Below are 17,047 nucleotides of genomic sequence, written 5' to 3'. Positions count from 1 at the left end.
CTGAAATTTGTCTAGTGCAATTAATTGAAGATTAAAAAATACAATTTAAAGTAAAGGGTTTAATCAAAAAGGGAAGCAATCTGCTTCCCTTTTTATTCGCTTTAGATCCATTCACGGTGTTAATACAAAGTGAGTTTAAGCATTGTTACGGATTATTTCGAATTGTTTTGATAATCTCAGACGTTGAACAGCCCTCTTCAAACTGCAAAACACGCACCTCCCCACCATTAGCAATCACCTCTTTTCCACCGGCGATTTCTTCCGGGTGATAATCTCCGCCTTTAACCAGCAGATCCGGCAAAATCTCAGCGATTAAGCGCTGTGGTGTTCCTTCGGTAAATTCGATCACCCAGTCAACTGCGGCTAACCCGGCTAATACAGCCATGCGCCGGTCAACGGAATTAACAGGACGCCCTTCACCTTTTAAGCCGCGTACTGATTGGTCGCTGTTAACTGCAACGATTAAACGGTCACCTTGCTCTCGAGCTGTATTTAGATATGAAACATGACCTGCATGGAGGATATCAAAGCAGCCGTTGGTCATCACCACTTTCTCGCCGCGATGCTGAGCGAGCTGTACAGCCAGTTTAAGTTGTTCTTCTGAAAGCACACCAAAACCTATCTCCTGCAGACTATAAACCGCATTCGCCAATTCAATAGTATTAACCGCTGAAGTACCGATTTTACCGACCACCACACCTGCAGCGGCATTAGCTAACGCACAGGACTGTTCAAATGAACTGCCTGCGGCCAATGACGAAGCTAAAACAGAAATAACGGTATCACCCGCACCGGTCACATCATAAACTTCCTGCGCCTGTGTAGGCAGATGGAGCGGCTCTTGCCCCTCTCTTAACAACGTCATGCCATGCTCACTGCGGGTCACTAATAAAGCGTCAAGATCCAATTTTTTAATCAATGCCAGGCCACGCTCAACCAACTCTTTATCGGAATGACACTTACCCACCACCGCTTCAAATTCGCCAAAGTTTGGGGTTAACAGGGTTGCACCACGATATTTTTCAAAATCAGAACCTTTGGGATCCACTAACACCAGTGAATTGAATTTTTTGGCCAGCTGAATCATTTTCTGCACATCGGCTAAAGTGCCTTTATTATAATCCGATAAGATAACCACACTTTGCTGATGCGTTAGACTGCCGTGCATTTTTTCTAATATCTCAGTGCTGTCTATGCCCTCAAATCCCTCTTCAAAATCTAAACGTAATAACTGCTGATGGCGACTTAATACTCTTAATTTGGTAATAGTCGGGAAATTAGGCACGCGAACAAAATCTGTAGTGACATGTACGGATTTAAGACTTTTTACTAATATATCGGCGGCTTCATCACTGCCAACCAGACCAATCAAATTGACCTTACCACCCAGCGCGGCGACATTTAAGGCGACATTGGCAGCCCCGCCCGGACGCTCTTCGATCTGCTCAACCTTAACCACCGGCACGGGCGCCTCAGGGGAGATTCGAACCGTTGGCCCATGCCAGTATCGATCTAACATGACATCGCCAACTACTAATACTTGCGCCTTGTCATATTCCGGTAATATTATTTTCATGTTATCTCTTTATTTTTGGATAATTTGTTTAAATAAACCAGCTAAGTTTATCATAATCTTCACAAAAGCATATTTACAAACAACCTTCATTATTATAATAGTGATTAGCGCGCTAAAATGAGCTCTGCAATGCTTATTTTTTAACGCCATCATTATATACTCGGCAATAAATTACTTTTGGAAACTGTGCTTATGCTAACTATGTTATGTGTTGATAGTGATCCACTCCGCCTTGCTCAAATTATCGAAGATCTTCAGCCTTTAAGCGCACGTTTAACATTACTGCAAGCGACCAGCTTATATCAAGCCAAGCAGTTGATCTTACAAAACAAACAAAACATAGCCTTAATACTTTGTGCGCAAACATTTACAGACGGCAATGCAATGTCAATTTTTAAGGGCTCACAATGCAGCGCAATGAGGAAAATGGTTTATGGAGCAGTCCCTTCCACCACAGAGCTTATTGATTATATCAATCAGAGTCATATTGATTATTTTTTGCCGTTACCTTATCAAGCGCAGGAGCTGATCACCGTTATTCAAGAGCAGATCAGCCGTTATAAAATAAACCATCAGCAGCAGTCCTCCCCCAAAAATAGTATTGTTAATACCACCTGCTTATTAGATAAACCTGAACAGTCCAACCCTTCGTCTTTCAAAGATAAATTTCTTGATTATTCACTTTATTCAGACTCTGAACTATCTAATCTGGTGATCAAATCCTTGCATAAAGTTTTAGAAACAGGGGATCAATATAAAGTTCGCCGTCGTTATAGCGCCAATCACATACTCACCCGCGAAGGTGAAAAAAATTGTTTCCTGTGGTTTATTACCAAGGGTGAGGTCTTACTTAAGAAACGCAATGCTCAGGGTGAAGTTCAAGATATTACTATTATGCAGGCCGGTACAATGGTGGGCGGTATGTCTTTTTTAACCGGAGAAGCGGCTTTTAGTACCGGAATTACCCTGGTTGACACTGAAGTTTTAAAAGTAGATAACACTATTTTTTCACAAATTATGCAGTCAAACTCCGAACTTTTAGCACCCTTCACTAATTTATTATTGCGTAATTTCAACCGCCGTTTACAACATAGCATCTCAACGGAACTTGCCTTACAAGAAACCCTGCAGTCTTTAGATATTGCTTACAATCAACTTATCGAAAGTGAAAAAATGGTGGTATTGGGGCAATTAGTCACCGGCGTTGCCCATGAACTTAATAATCCCGTCGCAGCCATTTTACGCGGTTCAGATTCCTTAAAAGAGCTTATATTCACTCTGATCTGCTGCAATGATAACACCCCTTTTTCTCAACTTGCGCGGCAAACCCTGCAGCAAGGTTTAAGCTTGATACCTTTATCCACCTCTGAAATCCGTCAAAGAACTAACCAGCTACTGCCCAAAATAAAAGACAAAAAGCTCGCTAAATATTTAATAAATATGAATTTAGACACGAAGGAGATTCCACTGGAAAATAAACGCAATTTACAGGAAAGTATTTTGTTGTTAGATAAATTCTATCAAGTAGGTAGTATTTTACGTAACAGCAATGCCTGTGCCTCGCGCATTGCTGACCTGGTTAAAAGTTTAAAACATTATGCCGGTCAAGATAGCCCGGTATCAGAATTGACTGATATTCATGAAGGTTTGGAAGAAACTTTAATCATCTTTGAAAATAAATTAAAAAATTACAGCGTGATTAAAGAGTACCAGCAATTACCTAAAATTGAGTGTCACCCAATCGAATTAGAGCAGGTATGGACAAATATAATATCAAATGCGATAGATGCCACGGGTGACACCGGGATTATAAAGATATCAACATGTTACCTGCCCTACGAGGAAGCGCCCAGCATTCAGGTTATTATCGAAGATAACGGGCCCGGCGTGCCGGCAACTAATCTGGATAAAATATTTGAACTGAATTACACCACAAAAAGAGAAGGGCATTTTGGTCTGGGGATTGGTTTAACTATCTGTTCACAAATTATTAAGCAGCACCATGGCAGTATAGAAATTGAATCTGAGCCGGGTTTATTTACGCGGTTTATCATTACCCTGCCGGTATTTAACCCGAATATAGAAAGTGAGCGTTTATCTTTGTTGCATAGTTAATCCGGATTATTTTTCCTCTATACGGTGAATAAAAAACAGCAATACAGACATAATAAAAATCAGCAATAACTGTAATAAAAGAGACTCTCTCAATATCAAGATAGAGAGCATAAAACTGCTCAGCACTATTACATAGATCTGTGATTTACGCTTTTTATCAATTTTTTTATGTTCTTCCCAATCCTGCAAGGTTTCACCTATGTAGGGAGTCTTTAATAACTTTTGATGGAAATAAGGGGAAGTCCGGGCAAAACAGCTCAGTGCTAAAATAAAAAAAGGGGTGGTCGGCAGGAGTGGCAAAATAATACCCAACAAACCCAGTAAAATACTCAGGCCACCGACAAAAATAATAAGGTAACGATAAAGGTGTTTATGCATTTTGGTATATTAGTTTAATTAACAGCAAAAGTTTAATTAACAGCAAAAAAAAAGCTCGCAATCTGCGAGCTTTTTCAGCGAAGCCAATCTAAATCGGCCTTGCTATATTACAATTTGACAAGAAATTACTTCTTCTTACCAAGCTTCTCTTTAATACGAGCAGCCTTACCAGTAAGTTCACGTAAGTAGTAAAGTTTAGCTTGGCGAACCACACCGCGACGTTTAACTTCAACGCTTCCTACAATTGGGCTGTGAGTTTGGAATACACGCTCAACACCTTCACCATTCGACGAGATTTTACGAACAGTAAATGCAGAGTGTAAACCACGGTTACGCTTAGCGATAACAACACCTTCAAATGCTTGAAGACGCTCTTTTTCACCTTCTTTTACGCGAACACGTACAATAACAGTATCACCCTGTGAAAATTTAGGGATATCAGTACGCATTTGTTCTTTTTCAATTGCCTGTATAATATTGCTCATTTTAATACCTTATTACCTAGTTAGCTGAAAACGTCGCCGGTTAGCCGGAGTCACTTTCCAGAGCAGCAAGCAATTTAGCTTGCTCGTCAGTCAGAGCTAGATTATTTAATAAATCGGGCCTTCTCTGTTTCGTGCGCTGCAGTGACTGTTTTAATCGCCAAAGACGAATTTTTTCATGATCACCGCTCAATAATACACTGGGTACTTGTTTTCCATCTAACACCTCAGGCCGCGTAAAGTGCGGGCAATCAAGCAATCCATCCGCGAAGGAATCCTGCTCGGCTGACAACACATGTCCTAACACACCGGGTACGAATCGCACCACCGCATCAATTAGAACCATGGCTGGCAACTCACCACCACTTAAAACATAATCACCGACTGACCATTCCTGATCAACCATGCTTTCAATTAATCGCTCATCCACACCCTCATAACGCCCCGCTACTAATATCAATGCATCAGAGCCTGATAATAACTGCGCGCCACAATGATCTAAACGTTTTCCTTGAGGAGAAAGGTAGATAACCTTAGCCTCGTGCCCTGCTTCCCGGGCGGCCTGCTTAGCAGCTAAGATGGCATCCTGTAAGGGCTTCACCATCATTAACATTCCAGGTCCACCACCATAGGGACGATCATCGACCGTTCTATGTTTATCCACGGTGAAATCACGAGGATTCCAACATTGAATAGAAAGCAGCTTATTTTTAATCGCTCGACCTGTTACCCCATTTTCGCTAATGGCCCGGAACATTTCCGGGAAGAGGCTTACAACCCCTATCCACATCACTTTTCTCCTAGGGTAATCAGAAATCAGGTTCCCAATTAACTTGAATTAATTTGCTCGTAATATCCACGCTGGAAATTACTTGCTTGTCGATGAACGGAATTAACCGTTCTTTCTGTCCAAAAGCATCATTCGGGTTGGCCTTTACAACAAGCACATCATTTGAGCCTGTCTCCATCATCTCAGTGACAACACCAAGATCGTAACCACTGTCAGTTTTAACCTGACAACCGACCACATCACGCCAATAGTAATCCTCTTCCAATTTAGGAAGCTTATTCGAGTCAACGAGCAGCTCCAAACCAACTAAGGCTTGTGCATCTTCTCTGACATCAAATCCTACTATTTTTGCAACAAAACCATTACCGTGACGTTTCCAATCAGCTAAATTAACTTCTTGAAACTGTCCTTTTGATTTCATTAACAGAGGCTTGTATGCAAAAATACTTTCAGCGTCATCGGTGTAGGAGTGGACTTTCAACCAGCCTTTGATGCCATAAACCGCACCAAACTTACCGATTACAATTGGTTCTGCTTTTTCGCTCACCGAACTCCCCTCACCTGACTGCAATTTAAGCAGCTACTACGTTATCTTTTACAAGTTTAGCTACACGATCACTTAGCTGTGCGCCAAGTCCAACCCAATGGTTGATGCGATCTGTATCTAAACGTAATTTTTCTGCTTGACCTTGTGCTGTAGGGTTAAAAAAACCTACTCTTTCAAGGAAACAACCGTCACGCGGGCTACGGCTATCAGTTACTACCACTTGGTAGAATGGGCGTTTTTTAGCGCCACCACGAGCTAAACGAATAGTTACCATATCGTCCTCTATTTATTATTAAACGTCATAAGTCAGAATATTCTGACCACCTGCTTTTGTAGAAAGCTGCAAAATTATACTCTTATCAGGCAAAAGAACAATATAAATCACACTTTCACCGCAGTTAAGCGACTAAACTCACAATCTAACGGATCAAAAAAGCCCAAGAAGAGTACGAAAAAAGTCAACTTGAGCTTATTTAGGAAACTCTAAATACACTTATTTTTTTCTAAAATTACCCAGCCCAGGAGGCGCGCCTGCTGCTCCCATGCCTGGCGGCATCATACCTTGCATGCTGCTCATCATTTTGCGCATGCCGCCTTTACCGGACATTTTCTTCATCATTTTCTGCATTTGCATAAATTGTTTTAATAATTTATTCACATCCTGGATTTGCGTACCAGAGCCTGCTGCGATTCGGCGTTTACGTCCGCCTTTAATTATTTCCGGTTTACCGCGCTCTTTTTTGGTCATGGAATTAATGATCGCTTCCATCTGCTCGGTACTTTTATCATTTACCTGATTTTTAACACCGTCAGGCAACTTGCCCATGCCCGGTAATTTATCCATCATGCCGGTCATGCCGCCCATACTTTTCATCTGTATTAGCTGCTCACGAAAATCTTCTAAATCAAAACCCTTACCGGATTTAACTTTTTTCGCCAGCTTTGCCGCTTTGTCTTTATCAACTTTGGCTTCAAGTTCTTCGATTAATGAAAGAACATCGCCCATTCCTAAAATACGCGAAGCAATGCGGTCAGGATGGAAAGCCTCCAGCGCATCAACTTTCTCGCCCATACCGATAAATTTAATCGGTTTACCCGTGATATGACGGATAGAGAGCGCCGCACCACCACGTGCATCACCATCGGCTTTGGTTAATATAATGCCCGTCAAGGGTAATGTTTCATTGAAAGATTTAGCGGTATTGGCGGCATCTTGACCGGTCATCGCGTCAACAACAAACAGCGTTTCGATAGGTTTAATCGCATGATGAAGATCTTTAATCTCATCCATCATTTCACCGTCGACGTGCAAACGACCGGCAGTATCGACAATCACTACATCAATAAATTTCTTTTTCGCGTGAGCGATAGCGGCATTAGCAATATCAATCGGTTTTTGCGATATATCACTTGGGAAGAATTCAACATCAACTTCACCGGCAAGTGTTTCCAGCTGTTTGATTGCAGCGGGACGATAAATATCGGCACTGACCACTAACACACTTTTTTTATCACGGGTTTTTAATAATCGGGCAAGTTTAGCCACCGATGTTGTTTTACCCGCACCCTGCAAACCAGCCATCAATAAAATGGCGGGGGGTTGTGTCGCAAGATTTAATGATTCGTTAACTTCCCCCATTGCCAATTCAAGCTCATTTTGGACAATTTTTATAAAGGATTGACCGGGGCTTAAACTTTTAGCAACTTCCTGACCAACAGCACGTTTTTTTATCGCTTGTATAAAATCACGAACAACAGGTAACGCAACATCGGCTTCTAATAAAGCCATGCGCACTTCACGCAGGGTATCTTTAATATTATCTTCGGTTAAGCGCCCTTTTCCACTGATATTTTTCAGGCTTTTCGACAGTCGTTCGGTTAGATTCTCAAACATACTCAGATCTCGTTGCTAAAAATAAAATTTATTATACGCACTTATCAATACCCATACTACCGGAATATGCAGATTCACGGTGACCCGCACGTGCAATTACAAGCAATTAGAATCACCAAAGCATTCCTAGCCGCTGCTTACAAAGGCATTAAATCCGTCGCATCTGATTTTAAGAGCATATCGCAAGTCTTCGGCGGCAAAACTTTGTAAATGGCCGCGGATTTAATCTTAATTACCCACCGGATTCGGTCATCTCTCTTTGTCGTCAGTGCCGCATAATATGGAGGATCACTTGTAACCTTCCAAGCAATTAATAAAGAATATATTTTCACTACTTTAAGCGCAAAGCTGTGCGTATAATAAAAGCAATATAAATAACAAAAGTGGGTTGATATGGATTACTGGGCATTTATTGTCGCTACTTTTTATCTCATCAGTGGTGGTTTAGCGGTCAATATATTATTTAATCGGGCAAGGCCTTTCTATAAGTGCTTTATTGTGTCAACAATCATCGCACTTTCTACTCATGCAGTTTGGTTGTATGAAAATATATTCTTAATCAACGGACAAAGCCTGCCGATTTTAAATGTTGTGTCTTTAATTGGATTTTTTATCGCCCTATTGTCGGCGATAATGAGTAAGCGCCTTAATACGGGTGTTTTATTACCGGTTATATTTGGCTTCAATATCATTAATTTTATTGCCGTTGCGCATTTGCCAAGTCATTATATTACCCATTTAGAAATGCACCCGGCGATCGGGTCGCATATTATTTTTGCTCTATTAGCCTATTCAGTGCTGACCATCGCCAGCATATTTGCATTACAACTTGCCTACATTAATTATCGCTTAAAAAATCATAAACGCCCCTTAAGCATGATCAACATGCCGCCTTTAATGACCCTTGAAAAAAGCTTATTTCAGTTTATTCTGATTGGCTTTATTTTATTAAGTTGTACTCTTTTTAGTGGATTTATTTTCCTGGATGATATGTTTGCGCAAGGAAATGCACATAAAGCAATTCTGTCTATAATTGCATGGATACTTTATGCGACTTTATTATGGGGACATTATACAAAAGGCTGGCGAGGACAATTGATTGTCTATATCACTATCATTGGCTCATCTTTATTAACGCTGGCTTATTTTGGCAGTCGATTTGTCCGTGAAATCATACTCAACTAAACAACAATCACCCTTTACGCCTAAGTTTCAGTGAAAATAACCTGCTCATTCGCAGCTTTATTGAAAACTTAGATGCAAATAAATAAGTGCATGAAATTAATTATCAGCGGTTAATAACAACTTAGATGCAAATAAAAGATAAAAGCAGTGCCATCACTATTTTAGCCAATTAAAATAATCGCTTTTGTTTTATGCTCATTTTTTCGCTACTATCGCAGACCTAACATTCGTTAATTTTTATTTAATACAAAGAGAGGAAATTTGGACGCTATACCCACTAGTGGATTACTGATAACGCTTGGAATTTTAATTATTATTTCAGCTTATTTTTCTAGTTCAGAAACCAGCATGATGTCATTAAATCGCTATCGCTTGCGGCACCTTGCAAAAAGTAAAAACCAAGTGGCAATACGTGTTGAAAACTTACTCAGAGAGCCCGATAAACTGATTGGCCTGATCTTAATAGGTAATAACTTAGTTAATATTTTGGCGTCGGCAATCGCCACGATCATCGGTCAGCGTTTATTTGGTGATGCCGGCATTGCTATGGCGACCGGTATACTTACTTTAATTATTCTGATTTTTGCCGAAGTAACTCCAAAAACCTTAGCAGTACTTTATCCGGAAAAAATTGCCTTTCCAAGTTCATTTATTTTGCGCCCATTGCAAAAATTACTTAGCCCGCTGGTGTGGTTAATTAATGGTATTTCAAATACCCTGTTACGTATCTTTGGAGTGAATATTAACCACACCGATGATCAGGCGCTTTCAAGTGATGAATTACGCTCCGTGGTGCATGAGGCAGGCTCAATGATTCCGGCACATCATCAGCAGATGTTACTGAGCATTCTAGAGCTGGAACAGGTCACCGTTGACGAAATAATGATCCCCCGTAATGAGATTGCGGCAATCAATATTAACGATGATTGGGAAACTATTCTTAAACAGTTACAACATCGCACTCATACTATGACCCTCTTATACCGGGATACCATTGATGATGCGATAGGGTTTGTGCATGCACGTGATTCTCTGCTGATTCTCCTCAAAGGCGATTTCACAAAAACCAGCCTGTTACGCAGTGTGCGAGAGTTGTATTTCATTCCCGAAGGGACGGCTTTAAATACTCAGCTTATTAAATTTCAGCATAATAAAGAACGGATCGGTTTAGTCGTCGATGAATATGGAGATATTCAGGGGCTAGTAACACTTGCGGATATTTTAGAAGAGATAGTGGGTGACTTTACGACCACACAGGAGCCGCACAGTTCGCAGGAAATTTACAAGCAAAAGGATAGCTCTTATATTATTGAAGGCAGCTTAGGTATTCGCGATATCAATAAAGAGATGGGCTGGAAGTTACCAACAGACGGGCCTCGTACTTTAAATGGTCTCATTTTAGAATATCTTGAAGAGATACCCAAAGGCCAGATCAGTGCGCGTGTCTGCGGTTATCCTATGGAGATATTAGAAGTAGAAAACAACAAGGTTAAACTGGTCAAAGTGATGCCGCAGTTTTACAAAAAATATAAGGGATAGTTTGTTCTGATAACCCATCACAATAGACCTAATATTTTTTATTCTAATATTTATACCAATCTAGATTTCTAGATTGGTATTTTTTTAATTACCAGCAGTGCTTATTATAACTGCTTTAATTGTTCATCCGACAAGCTGATATCTGCATTTTTATTAACGCCAATCCCGGCATCAATAATTGCATGGGCAATCTCTTTCGCCTCGCTAAGCGAGTGCATAGTATAAGTCCCGCATTGGTACTTATTAAGCTCAGGAATCTCTTCCTGATGCTTTACAGCCAACACATCACGCATTGCGGCTAACCAAGCGTCGGCAACTTCTGTCTCGCTTGGACTGCCTATCAAACTCATATAAAATCCAGTTCGACACCCCATTGGAGAAATATCAATAATTTCAACATCGGAGCTATTTAAGTGATCGCGCATAAATCCTGCAAAAAGATGCTCTAGGGTATGGATCCCTTTTTCCGACAATATACCTTCATTAGGCACCGTAAAACGTAAATCAAAGACGGTGATGGTATCTTTACTCGGGGTCTGCATGGACTTCGCTATGCGAACCGCAGGGGCATTCATAATCGTATGATCAACGGTAAAACTATCTAATAATGGCATTGGAACTCCTTTTGAAAAATATATTTAATAAACGGTTAAGTGAAGAATAACCGCCATAACCAGCTGGAATCTAAATTCTCCTGACAGGTTTTTAGTTGTCGAGCGTATTTTCTAGCCCGGTTATCCACTCTTTTAGAGACCCGCATTAACCAAGGTTTTTTTCTATAACTGGCGCGCTTATAGCCTCCCCAGCCCTCATGATAATTCAGGTACTGTCCATAAGCGTCCCATTTAGAGACGCCGTTAATTTTTTGGGTTTTATAAGTGAACCAACCCATAAAATCCATTGCGTCATCAAAATCATCACGATCGGCCCAGCCATTACCGGTTTCACGCTGGTAATCACCCCAGGTCATGGTTTTAGCCTGAGCATAACCATATGCATCACTTGCTCTACCAATCGGAATAAACCAGAAGTATTGCATCGGTGGCGCGGCATTATGCTTAAAACTGCTCTCCTGATACATCATTGCAATAGGAACATGAATCGGGGTACCCCATTTTTCATTCATATTTTTAGAAGCATGATACCAGTCTCTGTTTTCAGTAAAAATATCACAAATATTTTCGGGATTAGCGGGGGGTGGCGTCGCACATGAAGTTAATATCAGAACGCTAATAACATACATTATTTTATGTTTAATTTTCATTAAATTTGCTTCCAAAATGATGCTTCACCAACCTACAAAAATCTATCATGTTGAGTAATATAAAGAGCTTAATCTTATAGGCTCTTTATAACCTTAATCTCACTATTTTTTTTGTGCATTTAAAAAATAGCGCTGCAGGTATCCATCAAAATCCAGATCGTCACTTGCTTCTATTTTTTTCTGTTTCTGTTCGGAAACTGTTTTTTCATTTTCAAAGAAAGCATCGGACCAAATTTGATAGTCCTGCGCAATTAACTGCTTTTTATAACTCTTCGATAAATCCAAGGCTAATACGCCATTATCTGAGTTACTCTCTTTAATAAAGTTTAAAATTCGTGCAGAACTTGTCAACTCGGGTTCAGCGAAGCGCGGGGCGATATGAGTAATTGCATCATGGTAACGCTGTTCCGCCGTTTTTTTATCCATCACAACAGCAAGTTCTTTTAACTGTCCCGTTAGCCAATCTCCCCAAGCCGTTACATTCTGCTCAGTGCCGTCAATTTCCAGCATTAAATTAGGTTGACGACCTTCGGTCACTATTTTATTAAAATTTTCTGAAAAGTGCTTTGATTGTGATGTAGTAATATCCTCAGAAGGAGTGATCGCACACCAGGTCAGGAACAGATCCAGAAAATTGACCTGTTCTTCCGTAATACCAACGCTAGAAAATGGATTGACATCTAAAGAGCGGATCTCAACATATTCAATACCGCGCGCATTTAATGCCTGCAAAGGTGTTTCACCCTCTTTCTGTACCCGTTTTGCACGAATCGAAGCATAAAGCTCGTTTTCAATTTGCAGTACATTGTCATTTAGTTGAATATATTTATCATCATCTTTGATGCCTAAATCGACAAATTCCGGATTTTTTTGGGTCAACGCTTTGCGCACTGACGCGAGATAATTTTCCAGGCTGTTATAACAAATATCAAGTGAAGATTGAGCGCTGCTTGTATAACCTAAATCACTCATACGCAGCGAAGTTGCATAGGGCAAATAGACAGTGCCAAGACCGGTTTTTTTAAATTTAAAGGTTGTTTTTTTACCCTGTAAAAATGATTTACAGATTGCCGGAGATGCTCCGAACAGATAAGGAATAGCCCAGCCAAAACGCAAATAATTGCGGATCAACCCCATATAACCGGCAGACTTAGCATCTTTTCCCGTTAAGGGTGATTGATTAACTTCAGCCCACGTCTCCCAAAAAATTTCCGGGAATGAAAAATTATAATGCACTCCGGCAATGACCTGCATCATACTGCCGTAACGATTTTTTAATCCTTCACGATAGGCGGTTTTCATTTTGCCGGCATTAGATGAACCAAACTGGGCAAGTTCAACTGAGTCTTCATTATTAATAAAACAGGGCATACTGATCGGCCATAATGTTTCATTATTTTCTAAATTTTTAGCCGCATAATGGTGCACATCGTTTAAATAGGCAAAGAGCTGATCGACATTTTTAGCGACGGGGGTAATAAACTCTAATAGACTTTCAGCATAATCAGTGGTGATAGTACCGTGGCATAAAGCGCTACCAAAAGCATCCGGATGGCCACTTTGTGATAATCCGCCATCGGGCGTCACGCGTAACGCTTCACGTTCAACACCGCGTCCAAAACCTTCTAGAGATTGTGATTGTTGTTCAAAAACAGCTAAACGCTGATTATAATTGAGAGACAAGAGCTTACCCTTTGAAATAACGAAAAGATTTAGCAGAGTACCTTAATAAAGATACCATTTACAAGTTCAAAAAAATAATCTGCGCCGAACAACACATAAACATGCGCGGTTCATAATAGAAAAATAAAAGACAATGATTGGATTTGCTCAAATTAAAGACAGTGTGGTCACTGTAATGACTGCATAACGTAACGCTTTGCCCAAGGTTATAAATACAATAGAGCGAAAGATCGGCAGTTTTAACCACCCTGCCGCCAGAGGAATAAAATCACCCACCACGGGCAACCAGCTTAATAATAAAGCCCATAGACCATGTTTTTGGCAAAATAACCACGTTTTAAAGTACTTAGACTTGGTTTTTTGTGTTTTTCCACAGACATAAAAACCCAAAAAATAGGTAGTTATTGCACCTAAACTGTTGCCTAGGGTCACAGCGCTAAAATACCACCAGAGTTCGCTGGGATTATTTTTCAGATAATAAATCAGTAATAATTCAGATCCGCCGGGAAATAAAGTGGCAGAAACAAAACTGCTGACCAACAAAACTATTAATTCAGACCACAAATGAAACTCCTTCACCCATAAAAAAGGCCACTTAATAAGTGGCCTTGATACAATAACAAAATATAATCAGTAAATTAGCCTACGAGCGCTAAAAGCACACCCGCTGCAACCGCACTACCAAGCACTCCAGCAACGTTAGGTCCCATCGCATGCATTAATAGGAAGTTATGAGGGTTTGCCTCTAAACCAACCTTATTTGCAACTCGCGCCGCCATTGGAACAGCCGAAACCCCTGCCGCACCGATTAACGGGTTTATTTTATCTTTAGAGAATTTGCCCATCAGTTTTGCCATTAACACACCCGATGCAGTACCGATAGAAAAGGCAATCGCACCCAATCCTAAAATACCTAAGGTTTCCAGGTTTAAGAATTTTTCTGCCGATAACTTTGAACCGACGCCCAATCCTAAAAAGATGGTGACTATATTAATAAGCTCATTTTGTGCGGTACTGCTTAAACGCTCAACAACGCCAGACTCACGCATCAGGTTACCTAAGCAGAACATCCCCACAAGAGGTGTCGCCGCCGGCAAAAATAGAATAGTCATTAATAAGACAGCCATTGGGAAAATAATTTTTTCCCGCTTACTGACCGGACGTAACTGCTCCATCTTAATTTCACGCTCAGCTTGAGTGGTCAAAGCGCGCATAATAGGTGGCTGAATCAGCGGTACCAGTGCCATATATGAATAAGCGGCAACGGCAATAGGTCCAAGCAAATCAGGCGCAAGCTTAGATGCTAAGAAAATAGCAGTCGGACCATCGGCGCCGCCAATAATGGCAATAGCAGAAGCATCCTGCAGGCTAAATTCAAAACCCGGTACTAAATTAAGTAAAATAGCGCCAAATAATGTAGTGAAAATACCAAACTGAGCCGCAGCGCCTAAGAACAGGGTCTTAGGATTTGCAATCAAAGCACCAAAATCCGTTAGTGCCCCGACACCCATAAAGATAATTAACGGGAAAACCCCCGTTTCAATCCCCACATGGTAGATATAATAAAGTATGCCGCCGGGTTCTGTAAAACCAGCATTGGGAATGTTCGCTAAAATTGCGCCAAAACCAATGGGTAATAACAATAACGGCTCGAACTTACGTACTATTGCGAGGTATAATAATAAAATACCTACAGCAATCATGACCAGATCAGGTAAGGTAAAATGTGCGATACCCGTATCTGCCCAAAGTGTTGCTAATCCATCCACGTTATCTTCCTTAAGCTATTTTAAACAGGGTTTCACCCACGGCAACAGAAGAACCTTCTTTGACAAAGACGCCTTGGATTACGCCTGATTTTGGTGCACGAATCTCAGTTTCCATCTTCATCGCCTCCATTATCAATAGCACATCACCTTCTTCAACCTTTTCACCTTCACTGACCAGCACTTTAAAGATATTACCCGCCAATGGGGCTGGTAATTCTTCGCTCATCGCTGTCGAGGTTGTTGCAGCTTGTGTTGAAGCCGATAGCGTTGCGTTCGGCGTTGAAGGCGCTTCTGCGGTAATGCCCTCTACCGTGCCCTCAGGGCCAACTTGGACGGTAAATAATTGTCCATCAACTGCTACTGAATAAGTTTCTACACCACCCTGTTGCGGCTTTTTAGCCGTTTCAGCGGCGGGCTTTAGATCATCGGCGCTGGGTACGGGCTCAAATGCATCGGGGTTATTACGATTTTCTAAAAATTTAAGACCAATTTCAGGGAATAAAGCATAAATCAATGCATCGTCAATTTCATCTTTGGCAACTTTAATGTCTTTTTCAGCGGCAAGTTTTTTAAACTCTGTCTGAATATGTTTCATTTCAGGTTTAATGTTATCAGCAGGACGACAGGTAATGGCCGTTCCGCCATCTAATACTTTCGCTTGCAGTTCCGCATTAACCGGTGCGGGTGTCGCGCCATACTCACCTTTTAATACGCCGGCAGTTTCTTTGGTGATATTTTTATAACGTTCACCCATCAAGACATTAATTACAGCTTGTGTACCGACAATTTGAGAGGTCGGGGTAACCAGCGGAATATAACCAAGATCTTTACGCACCGCGGTGATTTCCGCTAACACTTGATCCATCTTATCTGCGGCGCCCTGCTGCTTAAGTTGGCTTTCCATGTTAGTTAACATACCGCCAGGCACTTGCGCAATCAGAATACGCGGATCAACACCTTTCAATTCACCTTCAAATTTCACATATTTTTTACGAACATCACGAAAGTACGCGGATATCTCTGCAAGTTTAGGCAATTCCAGCCCTGTATCTCGCGCTTCACCCTCAACAATTGAAACCAGCGTTTCAGTTGGAGTATGCCCATAGGTCATGGACATTGAAGAGATAGCAGAATCAATAATATCGATACCTGAATCAATCGCTTTTTGATGTGTTGCAATACTGAGCCCGGTGGTTGCATGACAATGTAATGCTAGGGGAATATTGGTACTGGCTTTAATTTTGGTGATCAATTCTTCGGCAACGTAGGGTTTTAATAAACCCGCCATGTCTTTAATACATAAAGAATGACAGCCCATATCTTCAAGGCGTTTTGCCATATCAACCCAGTTATCAACGGTATGTACCGGACTAGTGGTATAAGAAATCGCTCCCTGAGCGTGTGCACCAATTTTAACCGCTGATTTAATAGCGGTTTCAAAATTACGCACATCATTCATTGCATCAAAGATACGGAATACATCCACACCATTAGTATGAGCACGCTCTATAAATTTTTCAACAACATCATCCGCATAATGACGGTAACCTAATAAGTTTTGACCGCGTAATAACATCTGTTGCGGCGTATTAGGCATGGCAGCTTTTAAAGCACGCAGACGATCCCATGGATCTTCCCCTAAAAAGCGGATACAGGAATCAAACGTAGCGCCACCCCATGTCTCTAATGACCAGAAACCAATTTTATCCAACTTCTCTGCAATAGGCAGCATATCTTCGGTACGCATACGTGTTGCAAATAATGATTGATGCGCATCTCGTAGGACAACTTCAGTGATTGCCAGAGGCTTAGACATATTTTCTTG

The 17,047-nt window shown here is 41.0% G+C and carries 16 protein-coding genes; 3 read left to right on the top strand and 13 right to left on the bottom strand.

What is annotated here, in order from left to right; genetic code table 11:
• Positions 1–145: 145 nt before the first annotated feature.
• Positions 146–1,576: a bifunctional D-glycero-beta-D-manno-heptose-7-phosphate kinase/D-glycero-beta-D-manno-heptose 1-phosphate adenylyltransferase HldE gene (gene hldE, locus ACJAZP_RS08760; protein WP_415230360.1), complete on the bottom strand. Its 1,431-nt coding sequence runs from the start codon at positions 1,574–1,576 to the stop codon at positions 146–148.
• 192 nt (positions 1,577–1,768) lie between these two features.
• On the opposite strand from hldE, the gene ACJAZP_RS08755 reads away from it, so the two are divergent.
• Positions 1,769–3,691 (top strand): ATP-binding protein, encoded by a 1,923-nt coding sequence (locus ACJAZP_RS08755; protein WP_415230359.1) that lies wholly within the window; start codon positions 1,769–1,771, stop codon positions 3,689–3,691.
• Between the two features lie 6 nt (positions 3,692–3,697).
• Here the strand turns inward: ACJAZP_RS08755 and ACJAZP_RS08750 are convergent, their stop codons facing one another.
• From ACJAZP_RS08750 to ffh, 6 genes are all read right to left on the bottom strand, one after another.
• On the bottom strand, positions 3,698–4,069 hold the full coding sequence (locus tag ACJAZP_RS08750) for a YbaN family protein (protein ID WP_415230358.1): 372 nt from the start codon (positions 4,067–4,069) through the stop codon (positions 3,698–3,700).
• Between the two features lie 125 nt (positions 4,070–4,194).
• The gene (gene rplS, locus ACJAZP_RS08745) at positions 4,195–4,554 is read right to left on the bottom strand and encodes a 50S ribosomal protein L19 (protein ID WP_415230357.1); all 360 of its coding nucleotides are present in this window, start codon (positions 4,552–4,554) and stop codon (positions 4,195–4,197) included.
• A 40-nt stretch (positions 4,555–4,594) separates the two neighbouring features.
• A complete protein-coding gene (gene trmD, locus ACJAZP_RS08740; protein WP_415230356.1) occupies positions 4,595–5,341 on the bottom strand; it encodes a tRNA (guanosine(37)-N1)-methyltransferase TrmD in 747 nt (248 codons plus the stop codon).
• Between the two features lie 19 nt (positions 5,342–5,360).
• Positions 5,361–5,888 (bottom strand): ribosome maturation factor RimM, encoded by a 528-nt coding sequence (gene rimM, locus ACJAZP_RS08735; RefSeq protein ID WP_415230355.1) that lies wholly within the window; start codon positions 5,886–5,888, stop codon positions 5,361–5,363.
• A gap of 25 nt (positions 5,889–5,913) precedes the next feature.
• Positions 5,914–6,162, bottom strand: coding sequence for a 30S ribosomal protein S16 (gene rpsP / locus ACJAZP_RS08730; protein ID WP_415230354.1), 249 nt, complete (start codon positions 6,160–6,162; stop codon positions 5,914–5,916).
• A 219-nt stretch (positions 6,163–6,381) separates the two neighbouring features.
• Entirely contained in the window at positions 6,382–7,782 is a 1,401-nt protein-coding gene (gene ffh / locus ACJAZP_RS08725; RefSeq protein WP_415230353.1) for a signal recognition particle protein, read from the bottom strand.
• A 393-nt stretch (positions 7,783–8,175) separates the two neighbouring features.
• Here ffh and ACJAZP_RS08720 point away from each other — a divergent pair, with 393 nt between their 5' ends.
• Positions 8,176–8,967: an inner membrane protein YpjD gene (locus tag ACJAZP_RS08720; protein WP_415230352.1), complete on the top strand. Its 792-nt coding sequence runs from the start codon at positions 8,176–8,178 to the stop codon at positions 8,965–8,967.
• A gap of 261 nt (positions 8,968–9,228) precedes the next feature.
• Positions 9,229–10,506, top strand: coding sequence for an HlyC/CorC family transporter (locus tag ACJAZP_RS08715; RefSeq protein ID WP_415230351.1), 1,278 nt, complete (start codon positions 9,229–9,231; stop codon positions 10,504–10,506).
• A 104-nt stretch (positions 10,507–10,610) separates the two neighbouring features.
• Here ACJAZP_RS08715 and luxS read toward each other — a convergent pair whose 3' ends face one another.
• The 6 genes from luxS to oadA form a co-directional block, all read right to left on the bottom strand.
• A complete protein-coding gene (gene luxS / locus ACJAZP_RS08710; protein ID WP_415230350.1) occupies positions 10,611–11,120 on the bottom strand; it encodes an S-ribosylhomocysteine lyase in 510 nt (169 codons plus the stop codon).
• A 35-nt stretch (positions 11,121–11,155) separates the two neighbouring features.
• Positions 11,156–11,770 carry a hypothetical protein gene (locus ACJAZP_RS08705; RefSeq protein ID WP_415230349.1) on the bottom strand — a complete coding sequence of 205 codons (615 nt, stop codon included), beginning with the start codon at positions 11,768–11,770 and terminating at the stop codon, positions 11,156–11,158.
• A gap of 102 nt (positions 11,771–11,872) precedes the next feature.
• Positions 11,873–13,453, bottom strand: a complete 1,581-nt coding sequence (gene gshA / locus ACJAZP_RS08700) for a glutamate--cysteine ligase (RefSeq protein WP_415230348.1) — start codon at positions 13,451–13,453, stop codon at positions 11,873–11,875.
• Between the two features lie 147 nt (positions 13,454–13,600).
• Entirely contained in the window at positions 13,601–14,017 is a 417-nt protein-coding gene (locus tag ACJAZP_RS08695; protein WP_415230347.1) for a YqaA family protein, read from the bottom strand.
• A 74-nt stretch (positions 14,018–14,091) separates the two neighbouring features.
• Complete coding sequence (locus ACJAZP_RS08690; protein WP_415230346.1) at positions 14,092–15,222, bottom strand: sodium ion-translocating decarboxylase subunit beta; 1,131 nt, start codon at positions 15,220–15,222, stop codon at positions 14,092–14,094.
• Positions 15,223–15,232: 10 nt separating this feature from the next.
• Positions 15,233–17,038, bottom strand: coding sequence for a sodium-extruding oxaloacetate decarboxylase subunit alpha (oadA, locus tag ACJAZP_RS08685; protein WP_415230388.1), 1,806 nt, complete (start codon positions 17,036–17,038; stop codon positions 15,233–15,235).
• Between the last annotated feature and the right edge of the window lie 9 nt (positions 17,039–17,047).

The organism is Psychromonas sp., from assembly GCF_047632955.1.
GTDB lineage: Bacteria > Pseudomonadota > Gammaproteobacteria > Enterobacterales > Psychromonadaceae > Psychromonas.
Note: the sequence above shows the minus strand (reverse complement) of the source record. Positions and strands in the feature narration are given on the sequence as shown.